The following is an 18,812-nucleotide window of genomic DNA, read 5'->3' as shown; positions in this document are numbered from 1 at the left end:
AGTTAATTGAAAATTAGAAATTGGAGGTTTTACTTATCTCCGCTTTGGTTTGCTCAAATCTGTCGGCTTCTAGTTCAACACCTATAACTCGACGATTAAGTTTTAATGCTGCTTTTATTGTTGCACCTGAGCCCATAAAGAAATCGGCTACAACATCACCTTCACGGCTACTACTATTGATAATGTGTTCCATCATCACCGAGGGTTTTTCGCAGGGATGTTTACCCGGGTAATATTGCACGGGCGGATAGGTCCACACATCGGTATAAGGAACATCAACAGTAACCGAGAAAGGACGACGCAACAGTTGATACTGTTCAGCAAGCTCTCTATATTCTCGGTTAAGTGTTATTTGAGTTTCTGCTAAATCTGAATGACTTCGATTTAACGGGTTTTCACTGTGTTTTTCACTTGCTACACGGCGAAATAATTCTTGTAGCTTTTGGTAATCAGACTCATTAGGTAATTGCCATTGGCTGTAGCTGAACCAATGAGATGCCATTTGCTTACCGGTTGCTTGCTTTATTTCTTTTGCTGTTATCCCTAACGATTCACGCGACTGCTTGAAATACTCAATCAAAGGCTTGAGCACGTTTTCTTTTAGCTGCTTACATTGCTGTAAATAATCACTACTTTTACCTTTGTATGGGCTTTGATAATGTTCAGCGAAAAGAATTCTTTCAGTACTTGGAAAGAAACTGCGTAGGTCAGCTTTACATGTTCTACGCCATGGCCCTGACGGTTTTGCCCAGATGATATGATTCAGGACGTTAAAGCGTTCTCTCAATAACAACTCAGTATCTGCTGCAAGTTTTGAACCGCAGAACATATATAAGCTGCCATTAGGCTTCAGAACGCGCCAAAACTCCGCAAGCATTTCATCAAGCCATAATAGATAAGACGTGACATTTTCCCACTGATTATCCCAACTGCACGACTTTACTTGAAAGTATGGAGGGTCAGTTGCGATTAAATCGATACAGTTATCTGGAAGTGTTTTTATGTAGCTGAGTGAGTCATCATTAACTAAATTGACACTGTTTAAATTCACAGTACTTTTCATAGATCAAGGAAACCTTTTTTGATAAGCTTCACCATGCTTTGTGCACATAAGCGGTGGGCTTTAGTTTGTCCGTGATCTAGCGGAACGGGCGAATGACTGTAAGAGTGCTACCAACACTTTTACAGTCGCCCATTTTCACAGTTTTAGATATTTTGATATGTTTTTTCTTTGGCGTTTTCTTTGATAAGTCCAGCCATTGAAAGCTGTGTCAGTATTAACTGACAACACGAATTTGTTAGTTCAGTAAATTGAGAAACTTCACCGACTGTCGCAGGTTCACCTGTAACCGCATTTAAAACAAGCTTTGCCTCTTCTGTCATACTATTATGTTTTAACATGATATTTCATACCTTTGGTCGTTTATTGGTCGTGAATACACATGTAACTCTGAACAAAGGTGACAGCAAGCTTTACTTGATTTAGAAAGCAAAAAACCCAGCGCATTGGCTGGGTTAGTTGGTGAAGTTACTAAAATGGCAACTTACCTTGAAATAGTGGCTCATTAGTTCAAAGAAGTCAACACGTTTTTGCTATTTCGCTTCAATATTGCCTCTTTTTCTCTATTTTTAAATGCATCCACCAGCGGTTGGTACAATAAATATTCAGCTGCCTTTAATATTTCCTCCACCTCTCGTCGACAAGTAGACATTGAAGGTTTTCTCTCCCTTAGCATTCCATTTCTACGCGCCATAATTCTTGGTTCACTATTTTCATGATAGAGACGCGCTATTGTCCTATCTGATGCACAATAAGCATACCGACTAAGCAACATATCAAATGCCTTAACATCTATACGGTAAATACTGTCAACCACTCGCTGAATAAGCAAACCATCATCATCACTGCATGTGGGCCTGTCAGGATAATCACGCCTTTCTACCCTTTCCATGAATTGAGCGATCATACTGGTTTGACGTTTATCAATTCGACCACTGTGAACCCATGTACCAAATCGAGTTAACCAATTTTGTAACCATGCCTCACGCTCTTTGTCTAATACCAGACCATCAGAAATACTTTTTATACTCGACATGCGCGCAGCTCCATGACTTCTCTTTTGGTTTGTTCTAATAACTCGATTTCGGTACCGTGAATTTCTTGCCATGTTTTTGGCGCTGCATGAAATCCAGTATCGTAACTAGGCCGGTGATGAGGTGGGCATAACGGTAAAATATCTTTATGGCTAGCCCGCTGCGCCATTCCCTGCCCTGTTCTTACATGATGGATTTCTGCCGGTGATGGTCCATACCCCATATTTCGACAGCAAATACAGCCAAGTTCGGCTACATCTGATAGCCATTGTTTATCTTCTTTGGTCTTTGATTTTTTGATCATTGGTCTTGCCTCTAGGTAAAATCTAATAACTGAGCAGCCGCATTTTCAGCAGCTTCTTGGGTGGGAAACTTACGGAATAAAATGAAATTCCAGAGCACATCGAGCGTGGCTTTGTAGAGTTCGCCAAAGGCTAGGTCATCCATTTTGGCAAAGCTGATTGATTTGGCTACACGGCGTAGGCTACCGTCTGGCATTTCAAAGGTTTCATAATGGCCAGATTGTTCAACTACCCAGTAGCGAAAGGCATCAAAAGATTTGGTCGCTGAAATATTATGTGCGCGTTTCTGTGCTATCTCATCGAGGTAAACATCCGCAGCAGATTGGAGGGCATCGTCGTTATCAGTGTAGTAAGCGAGGAATTTAACGTAACCGCGTACTAGCTCTTTTTCTTCAGGCGAAACTGTACCGCCAGTTGGCTCCCAGTATTCATATCCGAGGTTAAGCAATGCGAAGTATTTACGGTGGAATCGTGGGTTTCGTGCTTTCTTAAAATCAGCATAAAGCACATCACCACATTTGATTTTTGAATGCAGAAAATCTCTCGCAGCTGGATTAGCGGGTACAAGGGTGTCGTTAGACATTTTGATAAAGCTATGCTGTGCCATACGTTTCTCTCAGTAGACACAGCAAGTGTTAAGATTGGGTGTTCAGACCAATGCAACTATTATACATCAAACTTCTGATTACAGCACACTATAGCAATTAACTTCTAACTAGAGTTTTAGCTAGAAATAAAACTTTTAACTAGATTAGTTACATTTATCTTGCTAATATTTACATGCTTTAAATACAAAGAGAAATTATATTACATGTTAAGGAGTACAACTAAATGAGCCTTTATATTAACCCTAAAGACGTTTTATCTCCCAAGGGACAAGTTGAAATCTTAGATATCATTTTTGACAGTGGTAGATGGGGAGCTTCAGTTGCGCTACTAAATTATAGGGATTCAATAGGTGATGAGTTTGAAGAATGTATAGGTATGCGTTGGAATGGCTCATTAAAAGATAATAATAAAGGTACCCCATTATCTAGAGGCTACCCTATATGGTTTATTATTCCTGATGTGTTTAAAGACGTAATCATCGAACAGGCGCTCGCTTCAGCTCAAAATATTGTTGACAGCATAGTATCTGAAATTCGATTAAAGGTTTTAGAATTAAAAAAAACACCAAATGAATACCTTCTTCACTACGAAACCTCAAAAGAAATTTCTAATTCTGATATTAATCTCATCAGACAAAAGTTAAGCGAATATAAAATTTTTCCATTATCTGAAAGTCAATTTCATACTGTAAACACTAACGGTATTCACAACTTTGATTTTATATTTATTCGTGATTAAATTTGGATGGTAAATTACAATTATGCTGTAGTTTACCATTTTTAATAATGCTATATAGTATTCAATTTCAATTCATGCCAGCCCTGTGTGTTCCAGCACTCAGAACTACCACTGAGGCAACATTTATCTACTGGTAGTTGCTCATTACATTTTTTACAACGCCGTTTATTTAGTTCTGCCACCAAAGATATAACTGAACGGTCATCAATTCTAATCAACATTGAGAGATATTCAGCGATATCATAAGGCTCTCTTCCTGGTCTACGTAATGCGCAATTTCTTTGAAGCATTTCTAATTCTTGCTCATCAAGAAATAACTCTATTTTAGTAACGCCTGATTCCTTTTGACGCTTACGCTGTTCGGCTTTACGTTCTGCTGCTGTTTTTGCCATTGGTCTTGCCTCTTCATATCAACTCGGTTAATGCACTGAGCAATAACGCTCAATAGATAAATCATCTACTCTAGCGCCACCTAGATTTGCCCAAAATGCTATTGTTGAAAGTACATCTTTTTCGCTTGTTGCGACAAAAAGAGTTATGAAAGACGTTTGGTTCCATAAACCACTTGCTTTATAAACCGATTTTTTCATTTTAACTCCAACTAACTACATCTAATAACCTTATGACTAAACGGACTTATATACGCTGTAAAGCTTGTAGTTATATGATGGGAACGATTTTATTTTTTCCAAGTGTCTGTGTTTCATACCTTCATCACCTCACGCCAATGATTTAACCTATCTCTAAAAAATTCCCGATGTACCTCTGGTGCTTTTTCAATTTCAACCAGTACGCGCTCTCTGTAGATTTTGCGATTTTTCAATTGCCGAATTAGCCGGCTAGCCAATAAATCAAGCTGTTCCAGTTCGCGATACTTTTCTGGCCACAAAGCACGGTTATGAGGAAGTCCATCAGGCAAGTAACTTGATTGCCCTGACATGACTACCTCTTTTGTGGTTTTAATTCAGGTTGATATGGAGCCTTAGTTCTTGCTCGTGCAGCTGCGTGAAGGCGATCGATATGACATTGCGAATAGTCGCAACCATCATCAGGGAAAATAGGTCTGTTATCACGCACGAGTGATTCGTGTGTGATGGGGTCTTTGATTATCATGGTCTGCCTCTTTTGGTCTTTTAAAACGCTTTCTCTGCATAGCGACGAGTTTTACCGCTCTGCGATTGCTGTTGCATTCTGGACACTTCCGCTGCCGTAATTTGGTCGGTTGGCATGTAGTGGCCGTTCTTGAATTCTTGGTAAATCGTACCCGTTTCACCGTGACGGTTTTTATCTACGATAACCTCAGCATAGTTTTTGGCTGGGCTATTCGGGTTATAAACCACATCACGATAGGTGAATAAAATATAATCAGCATCTTGTTCTAAACTACCAGAGTCGCGCAAATCAGCTGCTACCGGTCGACGTTGGTTTAACGGTCGCTTATCTACATCTCGTGATAGCTGGCTTAGAGCAATAGTTGGTGTATGCAACCGCTTAGCAAGCCCTTTTAGCCCTGCTGAAATTGCTGCTATAGCAAGATCGTTACGCTCTGCTTTTGGCTTTTTAATTAAACCTAAATAATCGACAAAGACGCCTTTTAAATTCGGGTATTGCCGTTTATGGTTTTCGCTAATCGCGCATATTTGCTCAACCGTTAAATTATTTGCATCGATAATGTGAATATCCCGATCCATTAAATGTGCCAGACCAGAACTTAACCGCGCCCAATCTTCATCATGTAACTGCGCTTTTCTTAAGGTTGATACAGATAATTGAGATGAGCCGGCGATCATACGCTCCGCGATTTGCTGATTCGCCATCTCCATAGAAAACAACAAGGCACCACCGCCATCACGAGTCATACCCTCAATCATAGTTAGTGCTAGTTCAGTTTTACCCATTCCTGGTCTACCACCGATAAACACCAAGTCAGTCGGATTAAAGCCCCCTATTTTGTCATCTAAAGCCTCTATGCCTGTTTTGATCATACCGCTGATATCTTCACCTAAATTTCTGCGCTCGAGGACTTCGACATATCCCTCAATGAGTGTATTTAGATGAACGGGTAACAGGTTTTGATTGCCCGTTGTCAGTTTGTTAATTTTGTTTGCAAACTGACTAATAAATTCTTCAGCTTGTTCGTGATTGCCCGCTTCTGTGATTGCTGTTTGATACTTACTTATCAACTGCACGGCTTCACGTACACGAAAGTAACTGTGTACTTTTGATGCATAACCCTTTAAGTTTGCTTTCCAAACTGGCGAATTTGCAAGCTCAAGTAAGTTAGCTAAATCGCCTTTATCCCCCAGTGAATCAGCAATAAAAAACGGATCTATCAGCGAGCTAGATAATGCCTGTTTTTTGATTTCCTGATAAACACGGCGGTAATAACCTGAACTAAACGCCTCCTCAGGTAATGTGGCTAATACCTCATAAGCATCTTGAGAAGCACCTCCAGCAAGAAAACCACTGATTACCGCACCTTCTAAATCACGTTCATCCATCATGAATGATTACCTCTGCGATAGGTTGGCCAGTTGAACGTTAACACTGTACCACCCTGTAATAATCGGTCTACAACACGTTCACCTAGCATTTCTTCCAGTTCATTCAGAGGTAAATTACTAACTAAAATAGTGGGTAATAAATACTCGTAACGATCATTAATCACTTCAAATAAAATATTGCGTTCCGAGTCGGTACCGTACTGCACACCAATTTCATCGATAATCAACAAATCAGGATCACAGTATTTCGCTAGTACATCTAGTTCACTAAATTCTGAATTTCCTGACCACGTTCTACGAAATGCCCGGATGATGCGTGCTGCAGTTGTGATAAATACTGATTCTTGTAAATCCTCAGCGATCTCACGAGCAATTGATACTGCAAGGTGTGTTTTCCCTGTTCCCGGTATTCCACAAAATATAAGCCCCTCACCCGCATTCTTTCGGTCTTCCCACGTATTAACATACTGCTGACAGACTGTGAGATTATGTTTAGCCGGCTGCGTAGTTGCTTTGAATGTTTCGAAAGTTTCATTAGCAAAACGCGGGGGTATATTCACGCTAGATAAAAAATTTTGTTCAGGCATTTTTACCCCCTGTTAGCCAGTGAGGTGTTTCTTGAGTGCCGTATTGTTTATCCGCAAATCCAACATGCGAATTGGATTTTTTTTGTAATGTTCCAATACGTTCAGGAAATATCCCCTGCCAACCGTTAGCGATTGAATTACACAACACTGCATCAGCATCGCTACAGCCCGCCAGTTTTTTAGCCAGTTGTTTACAGGTGGTTTCTGTCAGCGGTTTCCTGATTTCTTTTCGGAAATTAATCCAATCTTGCCAAACTTCCTCGCTCACATTTTCTGGTTTAGCTGGCAATGGATCGAATTTTACTTTTTTCTCTCCCTTCTCCCCTTTGGGGGTAAGGGGGGATTTATTAGGTTCAATGATAGGTTCATTGACTGGTTCAAAAGAGTGACTGGTTCTGGTGCCATCTGACGGCATAGGGGGTCTGCCATCTGGCGGCATAGCTATGCTTTTTGACGGCACAGGGCTATCACCATTTGATATAGCTATGCTTTTTGGTGGCATAGGGGCTATGCTTTTTGACGACATAGGGTTAGATAAATCTAAATAGTAAATATTAGAGGTATTTCCTTTCCCATTGTTAATACCTAGTCTATTTTCTTTTACCAATAGCCCCATATCGATTAATGCTTCAATGTGTGTACGAACCGCACTTTTACTACACTCGCAGTGTTCAGCGATATGTTGATAAGAAGGCCAGCATTCCCCCTTATCATTTGCATTGTCTGCCAGTTTTATTAACACCAACTTACGTAGGGGGTTGCCCACTTTAATTGACATGGCTTTAGCCATTAATGTCATACTCATTTCACACCCCCAACGCTTTAGCAATATCACGGCAAGCGTTCTGGTATTGCTCAGGTGTCAGCTTTTTCGACAGCAGCTTTTTTTTCTGTTGTTCGTACTGTTCCCAAACACTTAGCGCAGCTGCTCTTCTACCTTCGAAAACGTCTTCGACTTTCTCTCTATCAGCTGGTTTTCCGTTCAGCAAAAAACCATTGCGATAGGTGATTTTCTCAATTGTTCTTAGCATTGGTCTTGCCTCTTGAATTAATGCACGCTAGTCTGGCGTGGTATCGCATTTAACGCAATGACTGCATTATTAATATGGTGTGACATGTCACGACCCTCTAATAAAATTTCGCTAATTGCCTCGGCAAATCGCTGTATTGCAATTGAAGCTAGGTAATTTTTTGTATCACCTCGAACCCGAGCCAGACGTGACGCCGGTAATGCAATTTCTATTGCCGGCATTAACTCAGCTATTTTTCTGATAGATGCGGGAGAATCACCACGCAACCAACGAAATATCTGTTGCCGGTTATTATTAATCGCTTTCCAATCAGCCCTACCCGATTCATCTTCAATCACATGCAAACGCCCTTGTGACCTGTTTTTTACAATACGTAAATAAGCACGGCTAACTTCAATAGCAACATGCTCTTGACCTTGCTCCGCTGCCCAGTCCTCAATTTCGGATCGGACAATATCGATATCAAAATTCATCTACTCGCGTCTCCTGTCGCAAAATTGATTAAGACAAATCAATTTAAAACCGGATTTGTCGGTATACTCGCTAACAATGAACCATTAGTAATTTTTTCAATCAATAACGCGTATTTCCAAGGAATAGTTTCCTTCCATAAGCTTACTGTTGATTTTGAGACTCCTAACGCGTTCGCGGTTTTTGTTGTACCACCAAAATATTTAAGGACATCTTGCTTTTTCATCGTTTTCTCCAATTTATTAAACAAGCTAAAGTTTAAATAAATAAACCAGAGAAAGTCAAGAAATTAAACTCATTTTGTTTAATTATATAAACATGACACTACAAACAATGAGCGACCGTATTAACCTGAGGATGCGAGAGCTAAAATTAAAAAGTAAACACATCATGGATGCGACAGGCGCATCAAAAGGAACCGTCAGCCAATGGGTTAACGGCGGCACAGAGCCGTCCGCAAAATTCCTATCATCATTAGCGACTGTACTTGGGGTAACTGAGAAGTGGTTAATCGATGGTGGATTAATAGAGGAAACCAAAGGAAATGTAACTCTTGGACCTGATATAACTAGGCGAGTCCCTCTAGTTTCCTATGTGCAAGCAGGGCGATGGAAAGACATGGTTGAACAACATTTTGATGAGTTTACAGAGTGGATTGAAACCACTGCGAAAGTCTCAGGTCATTCATTTTCCTTGCGAGTTGTAGGTAACTCAATGGTAGACACAACTGGTCGGAGTCGCATCTCGATTCCTGAGGGGGCAATTGTCATAGTAGACCCTGAAAAGGATGTTTATAATGGACGAATTGTTGTTGCCCGATTAAAATCCAGCAATGAAACAACAGTGAAGCAATACGTTGTTGATGGACCTAATGAATATTTAATGCCTATCAATCCTAATTACAAGCCTATCCCTTTTGATGATGCTTGTGAAATTATAGGTGTGTGCGTTCGAATAGAGCAAGATTTGATATAGACTAACTTTAAAGAAAAAAGCCCACTGCATGTGGGTTTTTTTATGCTCAAAGAAAATGAGTTTAATTTTTCGAACTTTTTTCTTGACACTTTTGTTTGATTAATTAAACTTAGTCTCAGTTAAAGAAGTTCCACTATTTAAACAACACAGCAAGTATTTAGTCAGGTGTTCAAACCAAATTTAGTTTTGCTGTTATGTCGTAGGAGAACCAAAGCTCTCATCGCGACCTTTCATGATTATCACGACATAACGGCAGATTTTTTTATCAGTACCAGGGAATTTAATTAGTTACCGACCAAAGCTACAAGGCAAGACCTGACAGCTCGGAAAGACGGGCAACAAGTTATAGACGTAAAAAAACCCACCGAAGTGGGTTCTTTTACCTCGGGTCGCCGACCAAAGCTAACCGAGAGTTCTACTAGCGCGACCAAACGCTAGAAGAGGCAAGACCAATGATAAATCACTGATCACCACTATTTTAAAGGAGCTGCTATGAAAGCACAACCTAAAACCCTAAGTGTTACGCTTTATATCCACGCACAAAAGCAATTTGACGGTTCATATCGGTACAATACCCACTCATTTAAAGCAGAAAGTGATTCATATTTAGGTTTCGCTATTGCTGAACATACTACCGAGATTCCATTTACAGAACCAACCAATGCAGAACTTGTCCAGTTAGAAATTGACGCACTCAAAGCCGAGCAAAATAAGATACTGGCTGATGCACAGGTGAAATCAAGTTTACTGGAAGACAAGATCCAAATGCTTCTCTGCTTAGAGGGTAAGCCTATTTCTAAAATTGATGAACAAATTCCTTATTAACGGTGAATATGATGGATGCTGTTAACTTAGCTATTGATGCGGTACTAGATGCCGAACTATCAGTCATTGAACATAAAAATAACTGTGATTTTAGTTCTGGTACTCAACACATTTCTATTATCGGTGGCAAGCGACAAGTTGAATATTACCCATCAACTGGTACTGCTTATTCAAACCCAGTAAAGGGAAAGTATAAACAAACCACCATTAAACAAGCTGGAATAAAACGAGCTATCAAGCTCGCCAAGTCTGGAAAATAAGAGGCATGACCAATGACAACATTTATCTGTGTATTTGAGCCTACGACCGAGGCTCGCACTAACAACGGTGCAGTACCGTTAACAATAGCTCTCAATGCTGCAAATGCTAAAATTGCTGCTGCAACTGCAATGATTAAGCTATCTGAGGTTTTCCCTGATTCGATGGATAACTTCAACGTTGATGAGCCTATCATTTGTGAAGACGCTGTAGGTTCCCCCCGCCCTGCACTCGAGCAGTTCGATGAAAAATTTGCTGTTGAAAATGAGTTTGACGGTGAGAAATGGCAACCAGTTAAGTATAAAGAATTTAAAAAGCTTGCTACTAAACCTCGCATAGCTGCTTTGCTGATGTTTGGTAAAACTCAAATTACTGATAAGCAATACACTTTCACATTGAAGTATCTCAATGAAAGTACAGAGGACCCGAAAGTTCGTAATATTGCTACTGGCCTTGCTGAAATCACCAAAGTTTCATTGATGGATGCTGAAGCCACGATGGAAATTGCACAGGCTGTTTATGAGCATGCTGACGATAATGTCACCATCGAAGATGCTAAGGCACTTGGTGAAAGTTGGTTAACCGAGGAACCTGAACTTCCTCCCGTTGAGGACGAGCCTGTCCTTAAACGTGATTATGCCGCACTTGATCTCGAAATTGCCCTCGCACTCTTGGACATTAAACCAAGCGATGCAAAAAGTGCAGATATTCGTAAAGCAAAAGAACTCATCAGCACTGAAGATAAACCTTGGAAGCGCTTATCTATGGATTTGCGTACATTCCCTAGCGTTCTAGACATCCCTCGCGAGAACATCTTTACACTAGTGACCGAGGCACGCGAAAAACCCGAACTATTTGATGATGCGAATGCTCGTAAAGCGTTTATCGATTCAAAACTTGGTACCAATAGCCCCAAGATAACCTCACTCGGTAGTGGCCGTTTTGCGGTTGATAATTTGGATACTAAGCCTGCTAACGATGAAACAACAAAAGAGGATATTGAGCCAGCTAAATCAGAAAAACCAAAGCGCTCGAGTAAGAAAAAAGATTCACCGGCTAAAACAGAAAAAGAGTCTGTGAAGGAAGTTATCGTAGAAACCGAACAAGCTCAAACACCGGTAGTTAACCAGCATATTGAGCCTGCAGTTGAGGTCGTCAATGTTCAACAAGATGATTTCCAACACCGCGCCTCTGTATTAGATGAAGTTCTTAATAAAGGCGATAGCGATAATCTCAGCATTTGGAAGCGTGTACAACGTACCGATGCACGTTTTACCAAGCCTTTAGAAGGTATGGGGTTCGTTGGTACTAGCATAAACAGTACTTACATGTTCATGCGTGCTACCGAGATATTCGGCCCTATTGGCGAAGGTTGGGGATATGAAGTTATTGAAGAAAAACTGATTGATGGAAAGCCACTTGTAGAACCTGTTCTTGATGAGAGAAACAAACAAGTCGCGACTAGATTCTTACGTGATGGTGACGGATCTTTATTCTGCGAACAAAACCATTCAATCAAAATCCGTTTTTGGTACATCATCGAATGTGAAACCCGTGGCGAATTTGAAAGTTATGGCGCCACCCCTTACCGGTACCAAACTCAATACGGCATGAAAGTTGATGGTGAAGCCATTAAGAAATCTCTCACCGATGCAATCAAAAAAGCCTTGTCTATGCTTGGCTTTAGTTCTGATGTATTCATGGGTATGCATGATAACCCTGAATATGTTGCAAGCAATAAGCTCGAGTATGAAATCAAAGCCGCCAGCGATAACGCTGAAGATGCTACCCGCATTCGCAAAGAGTTAGATGAGAAGTTAACGCGACACACTGAAACTATGCGCAGTGCGGTGACGCCAAACGAATTACGGGGTATCACATCCACCCTTACCCGTGAAATTTCAACGCATGCCAAGTTGGCTAAACAACGTGGCGACAGTGAATATGAAAAATATTTAAACGGCCGCTTGCGCCGGCTAAATGAAATTGAAAAAGAGTGTTTAGACCAACTTAATCATAAAGAAGAGGCAATCTAATGACCAAGACAACTGCTATTGCAATGGCTGCTGACTACAGCAAATTACAACAACTCGTCGAAACAGGTGAATTCACCGCAGAAGATGTAGCCGATACCTTAGAGGGCATCGAGTGTGAACTAGGCGATAAACTGGATGCAATTATGCTTCATGCCCGTAATTTAGAGGGGCAAGCTAAAACACTGGATGAAGAAGCAAAACGTTTGGCTGACCGTAAAAAGTCATTCGAAAATCAGGTTAAGAACCTAAAAAAATATGCATTAGATTGCTTATTAACATCAGGTAAAGACAAGTTAAAAACCACTAAAAACACATTTACCGCTCGCGCTGGTGTTGTGCGTGTCATCATCGATAACGAAGCAGCCTTGCCCGATGAATTGGTAGATGTTCAAACCATTACCGCCCCTGATAAGAAACGCATTAAAGAAGCGATTGAAAACGGTATTGAGATACCTGGTGCTCACTTAGAAGTCGGTGACCGTTCATTAATGGTTCGTTAATCAATATAGCGCCCAGCAATGGGCGCATTATCAGGAGATATTTTTATGGCCATGAAATTGGAAGTCATCATTACTCACGATGAAACTAACAATAAATGCAGCGTTGAGTGGTCAACGGCCGCAACCGAGAACGTGACTCAACAAGAAAAACAAACCCTTGCTCAAATACAAAAAGCAGTAATGATCCAGTTTGACTGCCCTGTTAACACAGTCATGCACTAGCGTGACATGTCACGGAGTATTGATTATGAAAAATAATTTAGAAGATTTACACAATCATTTATTTGCTCAATTAGAACGTTTATCTGATGAAGACCTGAAAGATAATGAACTTAAAGCCGAGATAAATCGTGCTAAGGCATTATCAGCCGTTGCCTCACAAATAATCAGTAATGGCCAACTAGCAATCAATGTTCAACGTCTCGCTTATAACGACAAAGTGAGAAAGCCACCAAAATACTTGGAAGTTAAATCATGAGCCGCTTTGTACATACAGATAAAATGCGTGGATGGATGCGTAAGCATTATTTACTCCCTTTACCTGAATTAACAGATGCTTTTAATCAAGCATTTAATGTCTCTCGAACCAAAGAGGAAATGAATGGATTTCGCAAACGCCTGAAATTAAAAACGGGAAGATCAGGTACTTTTCCTAAAGGGAATGTGCCTGCCAATAAAGGGAAAAAAGGGTTAAAGGGGGCTAACTCAGGATCATTCAAAAAGAACCATATACCTCACAATTACCAACCTATTGGTACCGAGGTTATTACTACTGATGGATACATAAAAATCAAAATAGGACACCCTAGAAAATGGAAACACAAACATATTCTAGTATGGGAGGAACATAACGGCCCTGTTCCAAAAGGACATGTCATTAAATTCATCGATTGCAATCCACTAAATTGCAGCATTGATAATTTGATGGCTATTACAAGATCAGAACATGGAGTTATTAATCGTTTTTTCTCAGGCGCTTCCCCTGAATATAAAGATGCAGTCTTACAATTGGCCAGAATAAAGATTGCAATTAGAGGCATAGAAACCAAGAGGCAAGACCAATGTTAAGACACGAACATCAAAAAGACCAGGAAGTAAAAATCACCCTGCCCGATGGATCGTACGGTTTTATTTCAACTGATAGACGTTGCAAAGTCTCTTATGACTTACCCTCATCAATCAAAATTGAAATTCAACCTACACAAGCAGAACTACAAAGGAGTAAACAATGATTTATGGTTTATTCCTGCTAATTTGCAGCGGTGCTGATTGTTTATATAAATCTAACGGCTACACATATCTAGATGAGCAGAATTGTTTAATGGATAAAGACGCCCTAACTCAACGAGGTGTTTTGTCTGAATGCTATCCCATCGAAGCGATTATTCGGGCCAATAATTGATTAAGCATAATCAGTTTTATTTTATATTTATTATTAGCATGGTGGTTTATTCAAAACCAATGAGTAACCACCATGAAAGAACCACAATTAATCCCTTGGGTACCAGGGGAACAGTTATTAACTGATTTTGATATTAAACTAGGTCGGTTAGCTGCCAGTGTAAGAAATAGACCATGCACTAAAGCTGATATTAAACGAGCTTGCAACACAACCGACCAGCTTATTTTATCTATAATGAGGCAAGACCAAGATGAAAGGAAAATTGATGAAAGCTAGCGCTTGGGCTAAGCGAGAATTTGAACATGGCTCAATACCGGATAATAGAACAATAAAGAAATGGGTTGAGAGTGGAATATTAAAAGGTAGAGTTGTCGATAGTTCTGTTTGGATTATTTCTACTGAGCGTTGGGGCATCGAATCCGTTATTTCTTCATGTGTTGATGAATTAATAAAGGCGTCTTGATATGGCCAGCAGACCTAGAAAAAAGGAATTTAGGCACTTACCTGACTTCCTTTATTACGATTCATCTAAAAAACAGTACCGCTTAACATTAGTAAACGGTGTCCGTAAAAATATTGGTGCAGATAAAACTAGAGCAATCGCGATCGCTCGTGAATATAACAACATTATGCGCCCTGAAAATGCTATTTCTGTAAATTCATTAGTTATTGAGTCAGGAGGCCAGAATGGAGAAGCTTTGCCATTATCTGAGCATTTAGAAAAACTATTTGAACGTATAGTTCGCGATGAACAACCATCAAAAAGCACCTTAAGTGACTGGACTAATGATCTGGAAAGAGTCTCCGCATTCTTTAAAGATATCCCATCCAATGAAATTTCGCTCGAGCATGTTAATGGTTTTATCAATGAGTATCATGCTGACGCTTCCGCTAATGTACAAAATAGAAAGGTCAGTTTTTTAAAGAAAATATTTAGTTATGCTGTAGATGAATCATTAATGTTTGATAATCCGGCAGAACGCAAAAAAATGAAACGCGTTGATGCGAAAAAACGTCGACGTTTATCTTATGATGATTTTCTTAAAATACGTGACGCAGCTGAGCCATGGTTACGTACTGCTATGGATCTAGCATTACAAACGACACAGGCAAGGCTTGAAGTTTCACGCATAAAATACAGCATCAAAGCACCTAAAAATAATACATGTGGCTGTGTTTGGTATGAAGAGGAAAAGAACGGCATCTTTGGAATGATCTATATTCATAGACAAAAAGTTCAGCATAAAGAAGCTGCTCATGTAGCAATACCTATTGGTAAAAAACTTAAAGAAATTATTGATAACAGCCGTGATAATGTAGCTAGCCCTTATATCGTCCATAGATTACCGGCTCGCTTACCGAATAATATAAGTAAAGAGGTTAATCATCCTACGCAAATTGCACCAGATTATCTTAGTCGCGCGTTCTCTGCACTTAGAGATAAAACTGGTGTTGCTGCGAATCTATCGATGGATGAACGGCCTACTTTTCATGAAATAAGAGCACTAGCTGCATTTATGTTTAAAGACCGTGGGTATGACCCACAAGCGCGAATGGCTCATAGTGATGCTGAATCAACCAAGATTTATACCGAAAATCATGTTGAGTGGGTAGAGGTACCACATTGCGAAATAGCATAATCCTAAGATTTTTTTAATGGATAAAACTTATGATCATTATCTATAAATACCACATAAAATGTGTTTTTATCATACATAACACCAGTTTTAGGGTGTTTGACATCATGAAACTCATCTGGAACAATAAATCCAATTAGCCTCTTATTGCTATCTAATCTAAAACGCCCCCATTGAGCTTGATGGGGAATATTCTTCGGTTTATCAAATAAACTATGAGAAGGGAAAACTCCGTAAATAGACAACAAGGGAATTCTAGCACTACCGAGTTGCATTGTTCTCAGTTCAGTAATCGAAAGGCGACTATATTCCACGAGTTTATCCAAAAGCATGCAAGCATTTTCGCCTCCCCATTCTATAAAATCGCAAGCATGCTCCTGTTCTGAGCAGAAGTAAGAAAAGTTAAATTTTGAACGAGTAGATAGGTTGCAATTGTCATCATCCAAACTGACAAGACAATTATACCCACTTAAAAACATTTCTTTTCTCGAATTCTTAAATCGTTTACTCATAGGTTTGGTATCCCACCAATCTTTCCTTGATTATATGCAGGTGTTATTAGTCTATCGTTTCTCAGTATATCCCCTGGTATTTCATCCAGCCGATAACAGTAGCTTTCAGTTCCTTCTTTATTAACTAAATACGTTCTATAACGACCTAAAAAATCTAATATGTCAGTATTATGTGTTGTAAATATAATTTGCGCATTATCAGTATTTAATTCTTCGTCTAAAAATATTTTTAATAAAAAAGGTAATATATGTGGATGTAAATTAATATCAAATTCATCTAAAATTAATATTCCGCCTGCATCAATAACGCTTTTATATGCAACTAGTTGTTTATACAGCGCCTTTGTACCACTAGATTGAGAAGTGAATGATAAAATTTCCATTTTTCCATCAACATTATATACGAACCATGGTATGTATTTTTTCTGAGACTCGCCTGTTAGCAAAATATTAGTATCTATTTCTTTAATAAAAATATCTTTAATTGCAGGATCAAATTTAGTTATAATTTTTTTTGTAAATTCCATATACTCAGAATTTTTAAATAAAAATTTATTGATAAAATCTATATCAAAGCTTTCAGCCATTAAACCTGTATATGAGACATTGGATAAGATATTATTAAATATATACCATATATCCTCTGTAACGTTAAACCCAAATTGCTTTGCTGTACTTATGACAGAAACATTACTCCTTAAATTCGGTATTTGCTGTAATTCCAAGTATTCTGAATGCACGTCTGTTAACTTATTTCCTATTCTTTCGAAAATAAGAGTTTTTCTTTTTGATTTTTTAGATATACGTTCAGATAGTATACATTTATCTGTGGCTTTAAGTTCATATGTATATAGTACATTATCTAAATAAAACGAGACATAAAAATCAGATGGCTCGTGATTATTGAAATATGAGTCAAAGGGAATTACTTCATCAGGCTTAGATGAAAAAGAATCTGTTATGAATCTACTTAAAAAATAAAGCGCCCTTAAAATATTAGTCTTACCTGAACCGTTGGCTCCTTTGACACAAACAAGATTACTAATATTTTTTCCTCTAGATATCTCTGCAGGGCAGTTTTTGCCTAGTTTAAAGGATATTTCAAAGCCCTCTTTGAAAGAGGAAAAATTTTTAGCACCAAAAGATACTAGCATTTTATGTGACCCTAATTTTCTACTTATAGTATTTGCTAGCATTATAGCAACTTTGGAATCTCTTAAAAGCGAAATCCGTCATTTTTGACAGCAAATTACAAATAAAAACTCTTTTGGATAATTAGGCGACTCATTATATATGTGGTAAAACTATAGCTAACTCATTGATTCATATAATGCGATTTTTGTAATTTATGCACTGTTTGCATAACCAGTCAAATAGGTTATTTTCCTTTTAAATCAATGGTGTTTATAGCTTACTATCGGGGTCATGGGGTGTCGGGGGTCGGAGGTTCAAATCCTCTCATGCCGACCAGAATTCCCTAAGAAAACCAACCTGTTATGGTTGGTTTTTTTGTATCTAAATTTTAAGCGGGGTAAAACAGGGGTAAAAGTTTGCTTTTGGAGTCTTCAAAGTCTGGCTGTATCTTTTCCCGCCAATAGAAATAGAGACGCAACTAAAAATATTCTTTTCATCATCAATACTTTTTAATTATCAATGAGTGAATATGAGTAAATAGTTGCAACAATAAAATGCAAAAAACCCTACCAGCTGGTAGGGTTGCAGATTGAGGCTACACCTTATGTGTAGCCTAATAACCTAACTCTATATCAATTACTTAATTTTTATCTTTATTTTCTATTGCTATCAGTTGCGGTTTCTCTTCTTCCGGCAATTCATACTCAATGGCCACCGTTAAAAGCCCTCTTGATAGATCCGCTTTTTCTATCCTTACATTTTTACCTAGGTCAAACTGCAACGTAAACTGACCGTAGGATATTCCACGGTGAAGCCACTTCTCGTTATCTTCCTGAGATTTTTCTTCTCGTTTCCCTTCTACCAATAATCGACCACCTTTTAATGAAACAGTTAAATCGCTTTCTTGGTATCCAGGAACACTAACCGTAAGCTCATAATGGCTATCATCAATCTGTTTCAGATCATAGGTCTGAACCGGTGATGCAATAGGCCTGCTTCCGGTGAGTTGGCTGAATAAACGGTCTATCTGATCAAACCGATTAGATAGTAAGCTATCAGAAATTGTTGGAAATAATGAAAAAGGTTTAATGTTAGCCATAATTCCTCCTTCAGTATTAATGAGATTAAGTGGATGTACCTATCACCCATAAATATACATAGGGACGACTCATCACTTTTCAACCCTGCCAGCTCAAA

Annotated in this window: 29 protein-coding genes; 12 read left to right on the top strand and 17 right to left on the bottom strand. The window is 39.0% G+C overall.

Going from position 1 to position 18,812, the window contains the following annotated elements:
- Window positions 1-13 precede the first annotated feature (13 nt).
- From I3B46_RS08735 to I3B46_RS08715, 5 genes are all read right to left on the bottom strand, one after another.
- A complete protein-coding gene (locus I3B46_RS08735; RefSeq protein ID WP_196993173.1) occupies window positions 14-1,063 on the bottom strand; it encodes a DNA-methyltransferase in 1,050 nt (349 codons plus the stop codon).
- A gap of 143 nt (window positions 1,064-1,206) precedes the next feature.
- Entirely contained in the window at window positions 1,207-1,401 is a 195-nt protein-coding gene (locus I3B46_RS08730) for a TrmB family transcriptional regulator (protein ID WP_163762003.1), read from the bottom strand.
- Window positions 1,402-1,565: 164 nt separating this feature from the next.
- Window positions 1,566-2,096, bottom strand: a complete 531-nt coding sequence (locus I3B46_RS08725) for an antiterminator Q family protein (RefSeq protein ID WP_048607752.1) — start codon at window positions 2,094-2,096, stop codon at window positions 1,566-1,568.
- A complete protein-coding gene (locus tag I3B46_RS08720) occupies window positions 2,084-2,398 on the bottom strand; it encodes a Ref family recombination enhancement nuclease (protein WP_163762002.1) in 315 nt (104 codons plus the stop codon). The genes I3B46_RS08725 and I3B46_RS08720 overlap by 13 nt, the downstream gene beginning before the upstream one ends.
- Window positions 2,399-2,409: 11 nt before the next feature.
- The gene (locus I3B46_RS08715; RefSeq protein WP_163762001.1) at window positions 2,410-3,003 is read right to left on the bottom strand and encodes a DUF1367 family protein; all 594 of its coding nucleotides are present in this window, start codon (window positions 3,001-3,003) and stop codon (window positions 2,410-2,412) included.
- 224 nt (window positions 3,004-3,227) lie between these two features.
- Here I3B46_RS08715 and I3B46_RS08710 point away from each other — a divergent pair, with 224 nt between their 5' ends.
- Entirely contained in the window at window positions 3,228-3,743 is a 516-nt protein-coding gene (locus I3B46_RS08710) for a hypothetical protein (RefSeq protein WP_163762000.1), read from the top strand.
- 50 nt (window positions 3,744-3,793) lie between these two features.
- On the opposite strand, the gene I3B46_RS08705 is transcribed toward I3B46_RS08710, so the two are convergent.
- From I3B46_RS08705 to I3B46_RS08665, 9 genes are all read right to left on the bottom strand, one after another.
- On the bottom strand, window positions 3,794-4,135 hold the full coding sequence (locus I3B46_RS08705; RefSeq protein ID WP_163761999.1) for a hypothetical protein: 342 nt from the start codon (window positions 4,133-4,135) through the stop codon (window positions 3,794-3,796).
- A gap of 27 nt (window positions 4,136-4,162) precedes the next feature.
- Window positions 4,163-4,333, bottom strand: coding sequence for a hypothetical protein (locus I3B46_RS08700; protein ID WP_164565073.1), 171 nt, complete (start codon window positions 4,331-4,333; stop codon window positions 4,163-4,165).
- A gap of 113 nt (window positions 4,334-4,446) precedes the next feature.
- Window positions 4,447-4,683 carry a hypothetical protein gene (locus I3B46_RS08695; protein ID WP_150375419.1) on the bottom strand — a complete coding sequence of 79 codons (237 nt, stop codon included), beginning with the start codon at window positions 4,681-4,683 and terminating at the stop codon, window positions 4,447-4,449.
- A 193-nt stretch (window positions 4,684-4,876) separates the two neighbouring features.
- Window positions 4,877-6,247 (bottom strand): replicative DNA helicase, encoded by a 1,371-nt coding sequence (locus I3B46_RS08690; RefSeq protein WP_196993172.1) that lies wholly within the window; start codon window positions 6,245-6,247, stop codon window positions 4,877-4,879.
- Window positions 6,244-6,834, bottom strand: coding sequence for an ATP-binding protein (locus tag I3B46_RS08685; protein WP_163761998.1), 591 nt, complete (start codon window positions 6,832-6,834; stop codon window positions 6,244-6,246). The genes I3B46_RS08690 and I3B46_RS08685 overlap by 4 nt, the downstream gene beginning before the upstream one ends.
- Window positions 6,827-7,639 (bottom strand): helix-turn-helix domain-containing protein, encoded by an 813-nt coding sequence (locus I3B46_RS08680; protein WP_163761997.1) that lies wholly within the window; start codon window positions 7,637-7,639, stop codon window positions 6,827-6,829. The genes I3B46_RS08685 and I3B46_RS08680 overlap by 8 nt, the downstream gene beginning before the upstream one ends.
- A 1-nt stretch (window position 7,640) precedes the next feature.
- Complete coding sequence (locus I3B46_RS08675; RefSeq protein WP_163761996.1) at window positions 7,641-7,865, bottom strand: hypothetical protein; 225 nt, start codon at window positions 7,863-7,865, stop codon at window positions 7,641-7,643.
- A 17-nt stretch (window positions 7,866-7,882) separates the two neighbouring features.
- Window positions 7,883-8,338 carry a toxin YdaT family protein gene (locus I3B46_RS08670; RefSeq protein WP_004912077.1) on the bottom strand — a complete coding sequence of 152 codons (456 nt, stop codon included), beginning with the start codon at window positions 8,336-8,338 and terminating at the stop codon, window positions 7,883-7,885.
- Between the two features lie 38 nt (window positions 8,339-8,376).
- The gene (locus tag I3B46_RS08665; RefSeq protein ID WP_105881083.1) at window positions 8,377-8,562 is read right to left on the bottom strand and encodes a Cro/CI family transcriptional regulator; all 186 of its coding nucleotides are present in this window, start codon (window positions 8,560-8,562) and stop codon (window positions 8,377-8,379) included.
- 107 nt (window positions 8,563-8,669) lie between these two features.
- On the opposite strand from I3B46_RS08665, the gene I3B46_RS08660 reads away from it, so the two are divergent.
- From I3B46_RS08660 to I3B46_RS08610, 11 genes are all read left to right on the top strand, one after another.
- Window positions 8,670-9,311, top strand: a complete 642-nt coding sequence (locus I3B46_RS08660) for a LexA family protein (protein ID WP_163761995.1) — start codon at window positions 8,670-8,672, stop codon at window positions 9,309-9,311.
- A 492-nt stretch (window positions 9,312-9,803) separates the two neighbouring features.
- Window positions 9,804-10,136, top strand: coding sequence for a hypothetical protein (locus I3B46_RS08655; RefSeq protein WP_105881084.1), 333 nt, complete (start codon window positions 9,804-9,806; stop codon window positions 10,134-10,136).
- 11 nt (window positions 10,137-10,147) lie between these two features.
- Window positions 10,148-10,396 (top strand): hypothetical protein, encoded by a 249-nt coding sequence (locus I3B46_RS08650; protein ID WP_231405912.1) that lies wholly within the window; start codon window positions 10,148-10,150, stop codon window positions 10,394-10,396.
- Window positions 10,397-10,408: 12 nt separating this feature from the next.
- The gene (locus I3B46_RS08645; RefSeq protein WP_163761994.1) at window positions 10,409-12,430 is read left to right on the top strand and encodes a hypothetical protein; all 2,022 of its coding nucleotides are present in this window, start codon (window positions 10,409-10,411) and stop codon (window positions 12,428-12,430) included.
- Window positions 12,430-12,930 (top strand): siphovirus Gp157 family protein, encoded by a 501-nt coding sequence (locus tag I3B46_RS08640; RefSeq protein ID WP_153673902.1) that lies wholly within the window; start codon window positions 12,430-12,432, stop codon window positions 12,928-12,930. Before I3B46_RS08645 ends, I3B46_RS08640 begins: the two co-directional genes overlap by 1 nt.
- Window positions 12,931-12,975: 45 nt before the next feature.
- Complete coding sequence (locus tag I3B46_RS08635) at window positions 12,976-13,152, top strand: hypothetical protein (RefSeq protein WP_196993171.1); 177 nt, start codon at window positions 12,976-12,978, stop codon at window positions 13,150-13,152.
- Window positions 13,153-13,177: 25 nt separating this feature from the next.
- Window positions 13,178-13,408, top strand: a complete 231-nt coding sequence (locus I3B46_RS08630; RefSeq protein WP_163761993.1) for a hypothetical protein — start codon at window positions 13,178-13,180, stop codon at window positions 13,406-13,408.
- Window positions 13,405-13,998 (top strand): HNH endonuclease signature motif containing protein, encoded by a 594-nt coding sequence (locus I3B46_RS08625; RefSeq protein ID WP_163761992.1) that lies wholly within the window; start codon window positions 13,405-13,407, stop codon window positions 13,996-13,998. Before I3B46_RS08630 ends, I3B46_RS08625 begins: the two co-directional genes overlap by 4 nt.
- A 406-nt stretch (window positions 13,999-14,404) precedes the next feature.
- On the top strand, window positions 14,405-14,608 hold the full coding sequence (locus I3B46_RS22370) for a hypothetical protein (RefSeq protein ID WP_163761991.1): 204 nt from the start codon (window positions 14,405-14,407) through the stop codon (window positions 14,606-14,608).
- Entirely contained in the window at window positions 14,598-14,795 is a 198-nt protein-coding gene (locus I3B46_RS08615; protein WP_004912104.1) for a hypothetical protein, read from the top strand. Before I3B46_RS22370 ends, I3B46_RS08615 begins: the two co-directional genes overlap by 11 nt.
- Before the next feature lies 1 nt (window position 14,796).
- Window positions 14,797-15,972: a tyrosine-type recombinase/integrase gene (locus I3B46_RS08610; RefSeq protein WP_163761990.1), complete on the top strand. Its 1,176-nt coding sequence runs from the start codon at window positions 14,797-14,799 to the stop codon at window positions 15,970-15,972.
- Between the two features lie 2 nt (window positions 15,973-15,974).
- On the opposite strand, the gene I3B46_RS08605 is transcribed toward I3B46_RS08610, so the two are convergent.
- From I3B46_RS08605 to I3B46_RS08595, 3 genes are all read right to left on the bottom strand, one after another.
- Window positions 15,975-16,481 (bottom strand): hypothetical protein, encoded by a 507-nt coding sequence (locus tag I3B46_RS08605; RefSeq protein WP_163761989.1) that lies wholly within the window; start codon window positions 16,479-16,481, stop codon window positions 15,975-15,977.
- Window positions 16,478-17,677, bottom strand: coding sequence for an AAA family ATPase (locus tag I3B46_RS08600; RefSeq protein ID WP_196993170.1), 1,200 nt, complete (start codon window positions 17,675-17,677; stop codon window positions 16,478-16,480). Before I3B46_RS08600 ends, I3B46_RS08605 begins: the two co-directional genes overlap by 4 nt.
- A 578-nt stretch (window positions 17,678-18,255) precedes the next feature.
- Window positions 18,256-18,714, bottom strand: a complete 459-nt coding sequence (locus I3B46_RS08595) for an Hsp20 family protein (protein WP_004920908.1) — start codon at window positions 18,712-18,714, stop codon at window positions 18,256-18,258.
- Window positions 18,715-18,812 lie beyond the last annotated feature (98 nt).

This window comes from Providencia sp. 2.29 (genome assembly GCF_015832305.1).
Classification (GTDB): domain Bacteria; phylum Pseudomonadota; class Gammaproteobacteria; order Enterobacterales; family Enterobacteriaceae; genus Providencia; species Providencia stuartii.
Note: the sequence above shows the minus strand (reverse complement) of the source record. Positions and strands in the feature narration are given on the sequence as shown.

What these genes read in the sequence shown, in the direction of transcription:
- I3B46_RS08700 (WP_164565073.1), bottom strand. Translation starts at nt 4,333, where the DNA reads ATGAAAAAATCGGTTTATAAAGCAAGTGGTTTATGGAACCAAACGTCT.
- I3B46_RS08690 (WP_196993172.1), bottom strand. Translation starts at nt 6,247, where the DNA reads ATGATGGATGAACGTGATTTAGAAGGTGCGGTAATCAGTGGTTTTCTT.
- I3B46_RS08660 (WP_163761995.1), top strand. Translation starts at nt 8,670, where the DNA reads ATGAGCGACCGTATTAACCTGAGGATGCGAGAGCTAAAATTAAAAAGT.
- I3B46_RS08595 (WP_004920908.1), bottom strand. Translation starts at nt 18,714, where the DNA reads ATGGCTAACATTAAACCTTTTTCATTATTTCCAACAATTTCTGATAGC.
- I3B46_RS08605 (WP_163761989.1), bottom strand. Translation starts at nt 16,481, where the DNA reads ATGAGTAAACGATTTAAGAATTCGAGAAAAGAAATGTTTTTAAGTGGG.
- I3B46_RS08645 (WP_163761994.1), top strand. Translation starts at nt 10,409, where the DNA reads ATGACAACATTTATCTGTGTATTTGAGCCTACGACCGAGGCTCGCACT.
- I3B46_RS08625 (WP_163761992.1), top strand. Translation starts at nt 13,405, where the DNA reads ATGAGCCGCTTTGTACATACAGATAAAATGCGTGGATGGATGCGTAAG.
- I3B46_RS08635 (WP_196993171.1), top strand. Translation starts at nt 12,976, where the DNA reads ATGGCCATGAAATTGGAAGTCATCATTACTCACGATGAAACTAACAAT.
- I3B46_RS08725 (WP_048607752.1), bottom strand. Translation starts at nt 2,096, where the DNA reads ATGTCGAGTATAAAAAGTATTTCTGATGGTCTGGTATTAGACAAAGAG.
- I3B46_RS08680 (WP_163761997.1), bottom strand. Translation starts at nt 7,639, where the DNA reads ATGAGTATGACATTAATGGCTAAAGCCATGTCAATTAAAGTGGGCAAC.
- I3B46_RS08730 (WP_163762003.1), bottom strand. Translation starts at nt 1,401, where the DNA reads ATGTTAAAACATAATAGTATGACAGAAGAGGCAAAGCTTGTTTTAAAT.
- I3B46_RS08615 (WP_004912104.1), top strand. Translation starts at nt 14,598, where the DNA reads ATGAAAGCTAGCGCTTGGGCTAAGCGAGAATTTGAACATGGCTCAATA.
- I3B46_RS08670 (WP_004912077.1), bottom strand. Translation starts at nt 8,338, where the DNA reads ATGAATTTTGATATCGATATTGTCCGATCCGAAATTGAGGACTGGGCA.
- I3B46_RS08610 (WP_163761990.1), top strand. Translation starts at nt 14,797, where the DNA reads ATGGCCAGCAGACCTAGAAAAAAGGAATTTAGGCACTTACCTGACTTC.
- I3B46_RS08710 (WP_163762000.1), top strand. Translation starts at nt 3,228, where the DNA reads ATGAGCCTTTATATTAACCCTAAAGACGTTTTATCTCCCAAGGGACAA.
- I3B46_RS08720 (WP_163762002.1), bottom strand. Translation starts at nt 2,398, where the DNA reads ATGATCAAAAAATCAAAGACCAAAGAAGATAAACAATGGCTATCAGAT.
- I3B46_RS08640 (WP_153673902.1), top strand. Translation starts at nt 12,430, where the DNA reads ATGACCAAGACAACTGCTATTGCAATGGCTGCTGACTACAGCAAATTA.
- I3B46_RS08655 (WP_105881084.1), top strand. Translation starts at nt 9,804, where the DNA reads ATGAAAGCACAACCTAAAACCCTAAGTGTTACGCTTTATATCCACGCA.
- I3B46_RS08715 (WP_163762001.1), bottom strand. Translation starts at nt 3,003, where the DNA reads ATGGCACAGCATAGCTTTATCAAAATGTCTAACGACACCCTTGTACCC.
- I3B46_RS08705 (WP_163761999.1), bottom strand. Translation starts at nt 4,135, where the DNA reads ATGGCAAAAACAGCAGCAGAACGTAAAGCCGAACAGCGTAAGCGTCAA.
- I3B46_RS08650 (WP_231405912.1), top strand. Translation starts at nt 10,148, where the DNA reads ATGGATGCTGTTAACTTAGCTATTGATGCGGTACTAGATGCCGAACTA.
- I3B46_RS22370 (WP_163761991.1), top strand. Translation starts at nt 14,405, where the DNA reads ATGAAAGAACCACAATTAATCCCTTGGGTACCAGGGGAACAGTTATTA.
- I3B46_RS08735 (WP_196993173.1), bottom strand. Translation starts at nt 1,063, where the DNA reads ATGAAAAGTACTGTGAATTTAAACAGTGTCAATTTAGTTAATGATGAC.
- I3B46_RS08685 (WP_163761998.1), bottom strand. Translation starts at nt 6,834, where the DNA reads ATGCCTGAACAAAATTTTTTATCTAGCGTGAATATACCCCCGCGTTTT.
- I3B46_RS08600 (WP_196993170.1), bottom strand. Translation starts at nt 17,677, where the DNA reads ATGCTAGCAAATACTATAAGTAGAAAATTAGGGTCACATAAAATGCTA.
- I3B46_RS08675 (WP_163761996.1), bottom strand. Translation starts at nt 7,865, where the DNA reads ATGCTAAGAACAATTGAGAAAATCACCTATCGCAATGGTTTTTTGCTG.
- I3B46_RS08665 (WP_105881083.1), bottom strand. Translation starts at nt 8,562, where the DNA reads ATGAAAAAGCAAGATGTCCTTAAATATTTTGGTGGTACAACAAAAACC.
- I3B46_RS08630 (WP_163761993.1), top strand. Translation starts at nt 13,178, where the DNA reads ATGAAAAATAATTTAGAAGATTTACACAATCATTTATTTGCTCAATTA.
- I3B46_RS08695 (WP_150375419.1), bottom strand. Translation starts at nt 4,683, where the DNA reads ATGTCAGGGCAATCAAGTTACTTGCCTGATGGACTTCCTCATAACCGT.